Source organism: Streptomyces sp. NPDC057950, from assembly GCF_042887295.1.
Taxonomy (GTDB): domain Bacteria; phylum Actinomycetota; class Actinomycetes; order Streptomycetales; family Streptomycetaceae; genus Streptomyces; species Streptomyces kaempferi.
In genome coordinates, this window is the sequence record NZ_JBHVPP010000022.1 from 120,818 (window position 1) to 132,886 (window position 12,069).

General features: G+C 71.4%; 12 protein-coding genes. 3 read left to right on the forward strand and 9 right to left on the reverse strand.

Translation table 11 applies throughout. The features are described 5' to 3' along the window. Nucleotides 1-14: 14 nt before the first annotated feature. Nucleotides 15-572 (forward strand): cysteine hydrolase family protein, encoded by a 558-nt coding sequence (locus tag ACFVTC_RS31985; RefSeq protein ID WP_390131944.1) that lies wholly within the window; start codon nt 15-17, stop codon nt 570-572. An 11-nt stretch (nt 573-583) separates the two neighbouring features. On the opposite strand, the gene ACFVTC_RS31990 is transcribed toward ACFVTC_RS31985, so the two are convergent. The 5 genes from ACFVTC_RS31990 to ACFVTC_RS32010 form a co-directional block, all read right to left on the reverse strand. Continuing rightward, nucleotides 584-1,237, reverse strand: coding sequence for an ATP/GTP-binding protein (locus ACFVTC_RS31990; RefSeq protein WP_390131945.1), 654 nt, complete (start codon nt 1,235-1,237; stop codon nt 584-586). Continuing rightward, nucleotides 1,224-1,580 carry a DUF742 domain-containing protein gene (locus tag ACFVTC_RS31995; protein WP_390131946.1) on the reverse strand — a complete coding sequence of 119 codons (357 nt, stop codon included), beginning with the start codon at nt 1,578-1,580 and terminating at the stop codon, nt 1,224-1,226. The genes ACFVTC_RS31990 and ACFVTC_RS31995 overlap by 14 nt, the downstream gene beginning before the upstream one ends. Before the next feature lies 1 nt (nt 1,581). Then, complete coding sequence (locus ACFVTC_RS32000; protein WP_390131947.1) at nt 1,582-2,007, reverse strand: roadblock/LC7 domain-containing protein; 426 nt, start codon at nt 2,005-2,007, stop codon at nt 1,582-1,584. An 11-nt stretch (nt 2,008-2,018) separates the two neighbouring features. Next, complete coding sequence (locus tag ACFVTC_RS32005) at nt 2,019-4,538, reverse strand: nitrate- and nitrite sensing domain-containing protein (RefSeq protein WP_390131949.1); 2,520 nt, start codon at nt 4,536-4,538, stop codon at nt 2,019-2,021. Between the two features lie 192 nt (nt 4,539-4,730). After that, entirely contained in the window at nt 4,731-5,738 is a 1,008-nt protein-coding gene (locus tag ACFVTC_RS32010; protein ID WP_390131951.1) for a substrate-binding domain-containing protein, read from the reverse strand. Nucleotides 5,739-6,005: 267 nt separating this feature from the next. Between ACFVTC_RS32010 and ACFVTC_RS32015 the strand changes: the two genes are divergently transcribed. Both ACFVTC_RS32015 and ACFVTC_RS32020 read left to right on the forward strand, forming a co-directional pair. Then, entirely contained in the window at nt 6,006-6,185 is a 180-nt protein-coding gene (locus tag ACFVTC_RS32015; protein ID WP_390131952.1) for a hypothetical protein, read from the forward strand. A 126-nt stretch (nt 6,186-6,311) separates the two neighbouring features. After that, entirely contained in the window at nt 6,312-6,884 is a 573-nt protein-coding gene (locus ACFVTC_RS32020; protein WP_390131953.1) for a CGNR zinc finger domain-containing protein, read from the forward strand. A gap of 81 nt (nt 6,885-6,965) precedes the next feature. Here the strand turns inward: ACFVTC_RS32020 and ACFVTC_RS32025 are convergent, their stop codons facing one another. From ACFVTC_RS32025 to ACFVTC_RS32040, 4 genes are all read right to left on the reverse strand, one after another. After that, nucleotides 6,966-8,018, reverse strand: a complete 1,053-nt coding sequence (locus ACFVTC_RS32025; RefSeq protein ID WP_390131954.1) for an alpha/beta fold hydrolase — start codon at nt 8,016-8,018, stop codon at nt 6,966-6,968. 20 nt (nt 8,019-8,038) lie between these two features. Further along, complete coding sequence (locus ACFVTC_RS32030) at nt 8,039-10,426, reverse strand: SpoIIE family protein phosphatase (RefSeq protein WP_390131955.1); 2,388 nt, start codon at nt 10,424-10,426, stop codon at nt 8,039-8,041. Between the two features lie 235 nt (nt 10,427-10,661). Then, nucleotides 10,662-11,081 carry a DUF6114 domain-containing protein gene (locus tag ACFVTC_RS32035; RefSeq protein ID WP_390131956.1) on the reverse strand — a complete coding sequence of 140 codons (420 nt, stop codon included), beginning with the start codon at nt 11,079-11,081 and terminating at the stop codon, nt 10,662-10,664. After that, nucleotides 11,081-11,740 (reverse strand): DUF6230 family protein, encoded by a 660-nt coding sequence (locus ACFVTC_RS32040; RefSeq protein ID WP_329291119.1) that lies wholly within the window; start codon nt 11,738-11,740, stop codon nt 11,081-11,083. Before ACFVTC_RS32040 ends, ACFVTC_RS32035 begins: the two co-directional genes overlap by 1 nt. Nucleotides 11,741-12,069: the final 329 nt, after the last annotated feature.

A 12,069-nucleotide genomic window follows, 5' to 3' on the forward strand; every position in this document is an offset into this window, starting at 1 on the left:
GACAGGAGGTTCCCATGACGAACCTGCCCGATCGGCCGCACACCGCGCTGCTCGTCATCGACGTCCAGAACGGGGCGATGGCGGGTACGCACGGGCGCGACGAGGTGATCGCGAACATCAACACCCTGGTGGGCAAGGCCCGTGCGGAGGATGTGCCCGTGGTCTGGGTGCAGCACTCCGACGACAACCTCGTGCTGGGCAGCGAGAGCTGGCGGTACGTGCCGGAGCTGGTCCGGCGGGAGGGGGAGCCGCTCGTCCACAAGACCTACGGCGACTCCTTCGAGAACACCGAGCTGGAGGAACTGCTCGCCGAGCGCGGCGTGGGCCGGATCGTGGTCACGGGCGCGCAGACCGACGCGTGCATCCGCGGGACCCTGCACGGGGGTCTGGTCCGCGGGTACGACGTGACGCTGGTCGGGGACGCGCACACCACGGAGGACCTCACGGCGTACGGCGCGCCGCCCCCGGACCAGGTGATCGCGCACACCAACCTCTACTGGCGCGAGGAGAGCGCGCCCGGCCGTCGCGGAGGGACCGTGGACACGGCGGAGGTGACGTTCGCGACGTACTGAGCGACGCGCCGCTACCGCCGGTCCCGCGCGGAGGAGGCGATCAACTCGTCGATGAGGGTGATGAGCACGTCCCGGCACGACCCCCGCTCCCGCGCGTCGCAGAGGAGCACGGGGGTCCGCTCCGGCAGGGCCAGGGCGTCCCGGATCTCCTCGGGTGTGTACGGATGCCGTCCGTGGAAGCCGTTGACGCCCACGACGAACGGGATACCGCGGCGCTCGAAGAAGTCGACGGCGGCGAAGCTGGACTCGGGCCGGCGCACGTCGATGAGGACCACGGCCCCGAGGGCACCGATGGCGAGGTCGTTCCACATGAACCAGAACCGCTGCTGTCCAGGGGTTCCGAAGAGATACAGGACCAGTTCGGGGCTGAGGGTGATGCGGCCGAAGTCCAGGGCCACGGTGGTCGCCCGTTTCTCCTCGATCCCGTCGAGGTCGTCGACGTCCAGACCGGCGGAGGTGAGGGGTTCCTCGGTGCGCAGCGGGACGATCTCGCTGACCGATCCGACCATGGTGGTCTTGCCGACACCGAATCCCCCGGCGATCAGGATCTTGACCGCTTCGGGCGCTTCGGCTGCTTGCGGTGTGTGTGGTGTCTGTGGTGCGTGCGGTGCATCCGGTGTCCCGGGTGCCGAAGTCCCTCGGGTGGCGGGGTCAGAGCCGGCCAAGGCCGTCCCTCACTTTCTGCAGCAGGTCCGGATCCGCGGCGCGGGAGACCGGACGCGGCGCTTGGACCGTGATCCGGCCCGCCTCCAGCAGATCGCAGAGCAGGATGACGACGACGCTCACCGGGAGGTCGAGCTGGGCGGCGAGTTCCGCGACCACGACCGGCCGCGCGCACAGCCGCACGATGCGCTGGTGCTCGGGCTGTGACCGGTCGGACCCGTCGGGCGGCGGGTCCACGGCGGTCACCGACGTGATGAGGGTGAAGTCGGCGCGGCTGGGCCGGGTTCGGCCTCCGGTCAGGGTGAACGGCCTCACCAGACGGCCGGCCGCGTCGCCTTCGCTCACGTCACTCGCCGTTGTCGGCGGTGCCGCCCGCACGCGGCGCTGCCCTGAGGTGCTCGCCGATCTTCTTCACCAGCATGTTCATCTGGTAGGCGACCACGCCGACGTCCGCGCCCTTGTTGGTGAGCACGGCGAGATGGGCGCCGGGTCCCGCGGCGGTGAGGATCAGATAGCAGTCGCGCATCTCGATGAGCGCCTGCCGTACGGGTCCGCCGCGGAAGTCCAGGCTGACCCCCTTGCTCAGGCTCATCAGGCCGGACGCGGTCGCCGCCAGCCGCTCGGCGTCGTCGCGGACGAACGCCGTGGACTTGCTGACGACCAGTCCGTCCTCGGACAGCACGACGGCGTGGTTCACGTCCGCCACCCGTTCCACCAGTCCGGTGAGCAGCTGGTCGAGCTGGCTGTGTGTGGCGGGGCTGGGGCGTGTCATTTCTCAGTCCTTCACGTGCGGTCTGCGGGCGGAGTCGACGAGCGGCCTGCGGCGGGGACCCGGTCACCCGGCTCTTCGGGTGTGTTCTCCCGCCCTCCCTGTTCTCCCTGCTCTCTCTGCTCCCCCTCTTCTCCTGGTTCTCCTGGTTCCTCTGGTTCGCCTGGTTCTCCTCGGTCGTACGCCGATCCGTCACCGTCGGTGTCAAGGGCCCGGAGCGTGCCGCGCTGGAAGCCGGCGAGTGAGGAGGCCGCCCGTTCCGCGGTGAAGTCCGTGACGTCGCCGTCCGCGTCGTGGCCGCCGGTGTCCGCCGGCCCGGCGTCCTCCCGCAGTTCGGTGGCCAGACTGGTCTGCGGCACCCGGCGCGGCAGCGGGGTGAGTCCGTCCCGCCGGACGGCGGTCGCGGCCGGGGCGGCGCCGGACCGGGAGGCGGCCCGGTCGCCCGTGCGCGTCCGGGCGGCGGCCCGCGCATCTCCCGTGCGCTCGTGCGACGGCGGGCCCTCGGCGGGAGCGGTGCCCGGACGCGTCGCGGACGCGGCCGGCTCGGGAACGCCGGTGTCCGCAGGGCCGGTGGGGTCCGTGTCCGGTGCGGACGTGTCCGGTGTCTCGCGCACCACGATCTCGTGCGGGATCAGCACGATCGCGGTGGTCCCGCCGTACGGCGAGGACCGCAGGGTGACGGCGATGCCGTGCCGGGTGGCGAGCCGGGCGATCACGAACATGCCGAGCCGCAGGTCGTCGGCGAGCGCCACCACGTCGAACTGCGGAGCCACCGCCAACTGGGAGTTGAACGCCGCGTAGTCCTCCTCGGACAGGCCCAGGCCGCGGTCCTCGATCTCCACGGCCAGCCCCTTGGCCACCATCGAGGCGCGCACGCCCACCGGGCCGGGCGCGGGGGAGTAGGCGGTGGCGTTGTCGATGAGCTCCGCCAGCAGGTGGATGACGTCGGCCACCGCGGGCGGGGTGAGGTACACCTCGTCGTCGGCGTGCACCTCCACCCGCTGGTACTGGGCGACCTCGCCGACGGCGCTGCGCAGGATGTCGACCAGTGCGACCGGCTCGGTCCAGCTGCGCCGGGGCTGCTCTCCGCTGATGATGACGAGGTTCTCCTCGTAGCGCCTCAACTGGCTCGCCGTGGAGTCGAGTTCGTACAGGCCCTTGAGGAACCGCGGGTCCTGGTGTTCGCGTTCCATCGCGTCGAGCTTGCTGAGCTGCAGGTTGACCAGGTTCTGGCTCTGCCGGGCGATGCCCAGGATCACCTTCTGGAAGCCGCGTCTGGTGTCGGCGAGTTCCACCGCGGTGTGCACCGCCGTGCGCTGTGCGGTGTTGAACGCCTGTGCCACCTGCCCGAGTTCGTCCCCGCCGTAGTCCAGCGGCGGGGTGGCGAGGTCCACGTCCACCTTCTCGCCCCGGTCCAGTCTGGCGACCACGTCGGGCAGCCGTTCCTGGGCCAGGCTGAGCGTGGCCAGCCGCAGACCGCGCAGCCGCCGGGACAGGGAGCGCGTGATGCGCCACGACATCACGACGCACAGCAGCAGGGCGACGAGTCCGCCCGCGCTCAGCGCGGCCGCCTTGACCAGCAGCCCGTGGGCGTTGTCGGCGCTGCGGTCGAGGAGCCCCGCGGTCTGCTGCCGGATCAGGTCCGAGTACTGGCCGGAGATCCTGGTGAGAGCGGCGTTCCAGCGCCGGCCCGCGTCCGGCAGCACGACCGTCCGGGCCACCGCGCCGTGCGCCGTCCGGGCCGCGATCACCTGGTCCTCGACGGACTCCAGCGTCTTCCAGTCCTGGCTCTGCAGTACCCGTTCGACCCGCGCCTTGACGGCGCCGTCCAGGGAGGAGAGTGCCTGGCTCCGGAAGACCCAGCGCCGTACGTCGACGAGTTGCGCGAACCGGGTCCACGCCTTCTCGTCGAGCTTCCCCGAGGGCCAGGCGAGCGCGAGTTCGGCGTCCTCCTGGGCGACCAGTTCCGCGCCGCTTCCCAGGGTGATCAGCGGGCCCGCCTGGGAGGTGAGGTCGCCGTCGTCGACCTGGGAGAGCTCCTGGAAGGCGTGGATCTGGTCGTCGATGATCGCGGTGTACTGGTCCAGCGACTGCTGGGCGGTGATGTCGGTGGGGTGGTCCACCTGGCCCCGGTAGTACTCCAGGCTGCCCACGGACGCCAGGACCGAGTACAGCCGGTCCCCGATCCGGGCGGGCGCGTTCTTGATGTCGTCCGAGCGGCGCACCAGTTTCGCGACGGCCTCGTCCGTCCTCCCGCGCTGCTGGTCCAGCGCGGTCCGCGAGCCGTGCGGAGAGGCCAGCCACGCCGCCGACAGACTGCGCTCCAGTTGCAGCGCGAGCGTCGCGTCGGTGCCCATGGCGCCGGTGGACCTGCTCAGTTGGGTCTGTGACCGCAGCCGCAGTCCCTCCGAGAAGATCTGCGTGGTCGTCACACCCCACATGGCGCCGAGGGTGACGCTGGGCACCAGCGCCAGCAGGATCAGGGAGAGACGTATGGAGCCGAGACGGCGCCGGGCACCTGTCCGTGGAGACATCGTCGTCCTAATGCGATCAGCGAGGGGAGGAGCGGTTCGGCGGAACGGGCGGGGGGTGACCGCGTGTCCGGTACGGCACTGGGGGTGCGCAGGATGCTATCCGTACAAGTGTCCGTACGCACCGTGAGTGTCCGAAAACCCTTGGGGCGCGTGGTGCCGCTCGTGCGGCCGCGGACGAGCGGCGGGAGCGGCTCAACGGGTCCCGTCGGCGGCGAACCTGGCGACCGAGGCGACGTTCTCCTTGGTGACGAACGCCGGTCCGGTGAGCACGGGCGCGGTTCCGCCGCCGCTGAAGTTGCCGTTGGACCTGTAGAGCCAGAGCGAGTCGACGGCGAGATAGCCCTGCAGGTAGGGCTGTTGGTCCACCGCGAACTGCACGTCCCCGCTCCGCACCGCCTTCACCAGGCTGCTGTTGAGGTCGAAGGTGGCGACCGCCGCCCTGCTGCCCGCCTCCTTCACCGACTTCACCGCACCGAGCGCGAACTGCGCACCCATCATGACGACTTCGTCGATGCTCGGGTCCTGCCGAAGTCTGGCGGCGACGGCGGCGGTGACGGCTTTCATGTCGGTGCCGTTGACATAGAGCAGGTCGGTGTCGCCGGCGAACGCCTTCTTCACCCCGGCGCAGCGCGCCTCCAGGGCGACGTTGCCCTGCTCGTGGATGACGCAGAGAGCGTGCTCGGCCTTGAGTTCGTCCAGCTTGTCGCCGAGTGCCCGGCCCGCGACGCTCTCGTCCTGGCCGAAGTACTCCAGCAGACCTTCGGACCGCCAGGCGTCGATACCGGAGTTGAGGCCGACCACCGGTATGCCCGCGCCCTTGGCCTCGGTGACGGCGCTCTTCATCGCCTCCGGCTTGGCGAGGGTCACCGCGATGCCGTCGACCCGGTCGCGGACCGCGTCCCGCACCAGGCTCGCCTGCCCCGCGGGGTCGGAGTCGCTCGCGTAGGTGAGGTCGACGTCGTCCTTGGCGGCGGCCGCCTGCGCGCCCCTCCGCACCATTTCCCAGAAGGCGTCTCCGTCGGCGCCGTGGGTGATCAGGGCGACCTTGATGTGGCCGGTGCCCGACTTCCCCGCCGCTCCGGTGTCCGCGGCGGAGTCCGATCCGCCGGAGCAGCCGGCCAGAAGCAGGGTGACGGCGAGGACGAGGACGGTGCCGTGCGCGGGTCTGGGGGAGTGGTGAGGTGTGGGGGACGTGTTCATCGGAGTGCGGCACCTCGCTGTGCGGCCCAGCAGAAGGACGGGGGAGGGGGAAGTCGGCGCGGTCATCGGGCTGTTGTGCGCCGCGTGTCGGACTTTCGTTGGGCCGGAGCCAATCGTGTGTGACGCGCGGTCGTCAAGTGAGCGGCCATGGGCGGGGACTGCGCACGGTCGAGTCCCGGCCTTGTCGGCATCTTGTCCGTCACTGCCTTGACAGGTGACGCATGGCTTGCGACGATCAGTCGCAACGTTCATGACGGGGAGGTCGCGATGACGGGTGAGGGGCAGAGGCCGGGCATGGCCGAGGCGGCGGTCCGGAGGGCTCGGTTCGGCGCGCTTCCGGAGCGGATCCGCCTGGAGGACACGGTCGAGGAGCGGCCGGCCACGGTGCCGGACCCGGCGAGGGACGCGTACAACGAGGACGAGTGGCTCGTCCGTACGTGCCTGTGAGCACGCGTTTCCGGCCGGGCGCGGACGTCACCCCCTGTGGGCGGCGCTCCGCGCGGGGCTGAGGGGGTTCGCGGCGGGAGGGGCCGGTCGTTGCCTGTCCCGGCCGTCACCTGTCAAGATGGTGATGTGAATCTGGAACACGTCTTTCTGTGCGGAAACCCGGCCCTCGACTTCGCCGCCACCCTCAGGGCCCGGCGGACCCTGCGCTTCGAGATGTTCGTGTCGCCGCAGCGGCTGGACGCCTGGTACCTGGGGTCCGGGATCGTCGACGCCCTCACGGTCGGGGCCCTGGAGTCCGACGTGCAGGAGGCCGTGGTCGTACGGGAGGCCGTCTACGAGCTGGTCACCGCGCGGGCCGCGGGGGAGGCGTACGACGACACGGCCCTCGGCGTCGTGAACGGCACCGCTCGCGGGCCCTCCGTGACACCGCAGCTGTCGGCCGCGGGGCGACGGGCGGAGGCGACGCCCGCCGAGGCGCTGTCCAGTGTGGCCCGGCAGGCCGTGGAACTCCTGGGCGGCCCGGACGTCCCGCTGCTCAAGGAGTGCGGCAACCCCGAATGCACCCGGGTGTACATCGACCGGTCACGCGGCACGCGCCGCCAGTGGTGCGGCATGGAGTCCTGCGGGAACAAGCTCAAGGCGGCGGCCTACCGCGCCCGCAAGAAGCAGCACGAGCAGGGCGCGGCCGCCTCCTCCTGACGCCTCCTCCTGACGCCTGCTCCTGACGGCCGCCTCCTGGCGCCGCCTTCCGGCGCCCCTCCTTCTGACGCCGCCGGGCGGTCAGCGCCCGGCGAGCCCGTCCGCCTCCATGACCGCCCGCGCGAAGGCCTCGGGCGCTTCCTGCGGCACGTTGTGACCGATGTCCGCCAGCGACCGGTGCGCGTACGGGCCCGAGAACCGGTCGCGGTACGACGACCCGTCGCCGGCCGGGGTGAAGGGGTCCTTCCGGCCGTCGAGCGTGACGGTGGGCACCGTGACGACGGGCCCCGCGGCGAGCTGCCGCTCCAGCCGGTCGTAGCGCGGATCCCCCTGCGCCAGGCCGAGCCGCCACCGGTAGTTGTGGATCACGATGGCGACGTAGTCCGGATTCTCGAAGGCCCTCGCCGTGCGGTCGAACGTGGCGTCGTCGTAGCGCCACGTCGGGGAGTTGAACGTCCAGACCAGGCGTGCCAGGTCGGCCCTGTTCCTCTCGAGACCGAGCAGTCCGCGCTCCGTGGCGAAGTAGTACTGGTACCACCACGCCCACTCGGCCTTCGGCGGCAACGGCTGCTTGTTGCGCTCACGGTCGGTGATCAGATAGCCGCCCACGGAGACGAGGGCCCTGCACCGCTCGGGCCGGAGCACGGCGATGATGTCGGCGGTCCGCGCCCCCCAGTCGAAACCGGCCAGCACCGCCTTCTCGATCTTGAGCGCGTCCAGCATCGCGATGATGTCCAGCGCGACCACGGACTGCTGGGCGTTGCGGAAGGTCTTGGCGGAGCGGAAGCGCGTGGTGCCGTGGCCGCGCAGATACGGGACGACCACCCGGTGGCCGCGCGCCGCCAGCAGCGGCGCGACCTCGACGAAGCTGTGGATGTCGTAGGGCCAGCCGTGCAGCAGGACGACCGCGGGTCCGTGGGCGGGGCCGGCCTCCGCGTAGCCGATGCTCAGTTCACCGGCGTCGATACGGCGGAGACGGCCGAACGACGCGCGCCCCGGTGAGAGCGTCGGCGAGGCCCTCGCCGTGCGCTTCTCGCCCGCCCCGTCCGCGGCGGCGTTGCCGGACCACCCGGTGAGCGACGCCCCAGCGGCGCCGACGCCCATGATCTTGCCGAAGCTCCGTCGGTCGACCATCCGAAACCCTTCCGTCGCGGTCAGGGGACCGGCAGTGCCTGCTCGGCCCAGATCGTCTTCCCGGCGCAGGTCGTGCGGGTGCCCCAGCGGTCGGTGAGCTGGGCGACGAGGAGCAGGCCGCGGCCGCCCTCGTCGTAGCTGCGGGCCCTGCGCAGATGGGGAGAGGTGCTGCTGGCGTCGGAGACCTCGCAGATCAGGGCGCGGTCGCGGATGAGCCTGAGCTGGATCGGCGTGCCGCCGTAACGGATGGCGTTGGTGACCAGTTCGCTGACGACCAGTTCCGTCACAGTGGCGATCTCGCCGAGTCCCCAGCGGGCCAGCCGCTCGGTCGCGTACCGCCGGGCGTCGGCGACCACCGCCGGATCGGCCGGCAGGTCCCACCGAGCCACCTGTTCGGCGTCCAGGGCGCGGGTACGGGCCAGCAGCAGGGCCACGTCGTCGGCGTGGCGCCGGGGGAGCAGGGCCTTGAGTACGTTGTCGCAGACGTCCTCCAGGTTCCCGGCGGGGGTCGCCAGCGCCTCGCCCAGGAGGGTGGTGCCCGCGTCCATGTCGAGGTCGCGGGCCTCGACGAGACCGTCGGTGAACAGGGCGAGCACGGTTCCCTCCGGCAGGTCCAGCTCGGTGGACTCGAACGGGAGGCCGCCGACCCCGAGCATCGGTCCGGCGCTGACCTCGACGGCCCGGACGGTCCCGTCGGGGAACAGGGCGACGGGCGGCGGGTGCCCGGCGGCGGCGATCGTGCAGTGCCGGGAGACCGGGTCGTAGACCGCGTACAGACAGGTGGCGCCGATCTCGCCGCCCGTCGCTCCGTCGTCGCCCGCGAGGTGTCCGACCAGGTCGTCGAGGTGGGTGAGCAGCTCGTCCGGGGGCAGATCGACGTCGGCCAGCGTCCACACGGCCGTGCGCAGCCGGCCCATCGTCACGGAGGCGTGGATGCCATGTCCGACGACGTCGCCGACGACGAGTGCCACCCGGGTCCCGGACAGCGGGATCACGTCGAACCAGTCGCCGCCGACACCCGCCCGGGACAGCGCCGGAAGATACCGGGAGGCGAACTCGACCGCCGCCTGGCCCGCCATCGCCTGCGGCAGCAGACTGCGCTGCAGGGCCAGCGCGGTGGTGCGCTCCTTGGTGTACCTGCGGGCGTTGTCCACACAGACGGCCGCCCGGCCGGCCAGCTCCTGCGCCAGCGTCGCGTCGTCCCGGTCGAAGGGGTCGGAGTGGTCGGCGGTGAGCAGCCGGGCGAAGACCGCCACCCCCAGGGTGGTGCCCCGCGCCACCAGCGGTACGGCCATCAGCGAGAGGGTGGGGCGGTTCGCCCGGTGCGGCCGGGCGGACCGGGAGCCGTACTGCGCGAGCCAGGTCTCGACCCCCGGATCACCGGTCCCGGCGAGCACCGCACGGCCGGTGGCCAGGGCGCGGGCCGGTGGGGAGGAGGGCGGATGGACGTCCACCGCGCCCAGGTCGACCGCGGCCTCCGGCACTCCGGCGGTGCGGGAGTGGTGGGCGACGCGGCGCAGTTCCACCTCGGCGTCGACCGGCCCCACGGCGGGTTCGTCGCCCCGGAGCACCGAGTCCAGCAGGTCCACGCTCGCGAAGTCCGCCAGCTTGGGCACCGTCAGCTCGGCCAGTTCCCGGGCGGTGTGGATCACGTCCAGCTTGGTGCCGATGCAGGTGGCGGCCCTGTTCAGCAGGGCGAGCCGCTGCCGTGTCCCGTACTCCTCGGTGCTGTCGAACGCGGCAAGGCCGACCCCGAGCAGCTCCCCGGCCCGCTCACGCAGCGGCCACATCTCGATGTTCCAGGCGTGCGTGCGCAGTCCGGAGGGGGAGCGGGTGCAGCTCTCGTAGCGGACCGGCCGTCCGGTCTCGACCACCTTGCGCAGATGGTGCAGGAACCCGCGGCTGAGTTCCGCGTTCTCCACGGTGTCGGGAAAGAAGCGGTGGCGCACCTCGGCCTCCTGGACCCCCAGGATCCGGCACGCCGTGTCGTTGACCCGCAGATACCGCTGTTCGGTGTCGAAGACCGACATCGGCGTCGACGACTGGGTGAAGGCCAGCTCGCCCAGCATCCGGCCGCGCTCGTCCGGCGCCGCGGTGATCACGTATCCCCGTTGTTCGCCGTGCTCGCCCTGGAGGGGGCAGACCCGCAGGGCCAGTTCGCTGCGCCGACCGTCCCAGTGCCGTACGGCGACGATCGCGCCGTGGCTCGTACGCAGGATCCGCCAGGCAGCGGCGGCGTCCCCGTCCACCAGGGCCGACACCGGACGTCCGGCGATCTCCGCGGCCGCGTAGCCGGTCAGCAGGCGAGCGCCCTCGCTCCACCCCCTGACGACACCGTGGGCGTCGACCACCACCATGGCGTCGCCTCTCGCGGCCGCGCGCCCCACGTCGCCCGGCAATATCACCATATGTACAAGCATGCGGTGATCGGGCAGTCGCATCAACTCAGGGGTCGGAGCGGACGCGGGGCGCGTCCGGGTGCTTCGCGCACGGTGAACCACGATGGACAGCGGGAGCTGTCCGTGCGGCACGTCGGTCCGGGGCGGTCGCGACCCGGGCGTCCGCGGCTCGCGCCCCGGCCGTCCACCGTCCTGTGCCCGGCCGGGGCGGGCTCTTTCGCCGGGCCCTTCCGAGCCTCTTGGGTTACGCCTTCGTCGCCGTGGTCTGCCGCTGCCGGCGCCCGCGCAGCAGACGCCTGCGCGGCTCCTGGTCGGGAAGCCAGCCGAAGGCCATGCAACTGCCGACCGCGCCGAGGAGCAGGCCGAGGAAGAAGCCGCCGAGGTTGGAGGTGAGCCAGGTGCCGAGCGACAGAAGGATGCCGAGCAGCGAGTAGAACAGCCGCTGCGCGGGGTTGAAGAGGATCAGCAGACCGCACACGAGCATGACCGTCGGCAGCAGATAGCCCGCCACACCCTGCATGCCGATGTGCATGACGACCTTGAGGGACGCCTTCTCGGTCAGGAGGATCTCCGCCCCGCCCAGGGTGAGCAGCAGCCCGCCCCAGAAGGGGCGGCGCGCGCGCCACCGCCGGAAGTCCGACCTCGGATCCCGGAGCCGGGACATCAGCAACCCGTGCCGCTGAAGCGGAGCTTGAGGCCCGGAAGCTTGAACACGGCTGCAGTGGTGGCGTAGTTGGTCTGCCGCAGGTTGCCGATGTGGACGGTGTCGGCCTGCTGGCTGAAGACGCCCTTGTTCCCCTGGACGCCGGCCTTGTCGAGCGTGCTCGCGTCGTTGCCGATCTCGATGTTCCCGAAGGACGCGTCGCCCGACAGCTCGGTCGAGTCGGTGGTCAGGTCGGTCGCCTGCACCTTGTCCGAGCCGCCGCCCGCGGTGATGACCAGGTTGGTGCCGCCCAGGTCGACGCTCTGGCACAGCTTGGTGAGCGTCGCGTTCTTGATGGCGGAGGTGACGACGAGGACCTGGCCGCCGGTGTCGCCGGCGTTCGGGCTGTCCTCGGCCATGTTGTCGAGGTTCCCGAACTGCTCGAAGCCGGTGCCGTTCAGCTCCGTGGCCGTCACGACGAACGGCATGCCGGAGATGGCGAACTGCACGCCCAGGGCACCCTGGGCGGTGAGGATCATCAGTCCCGCGGCGATCGCGGTGGCGGGCACCGCCATCACCGCGGAGCGGCGCAGACGGACCCGCCCGCGTCGGTCGGAACCGCTTTCGGGGTTCACGGGGGTGGGACCGGTGGACGCCGTGGCGTCCGAGGACGAGGCCATGTTCTGCTCCCTGGACATAGTCAACGCAGGTGCGGCTTGAGCGGCACGTGTCCTGGCGCGGACAGGGCTGCCGCGAACGCCTCCTCGCGACTCCCGGCGGTCGCAAGGGCTTTCTCGTTACGCGGCAGTAGCCTTCCTGGAAGTTACCGGGGGTTACATTCGCGGGTCAAGGGACTTGTGGCAAGCGGATGTCGATTGTGTGGCATCTGTGTGCACGGCCCGCCGCCGACGATCCTCTGACCTCCAACTTCCCTACAGTGCCTTGACGTTGACTGTCCATCAGGTCTACAACTCAGCCTTGTTTCCGATGGATCCGTGGCGCCGGGTCC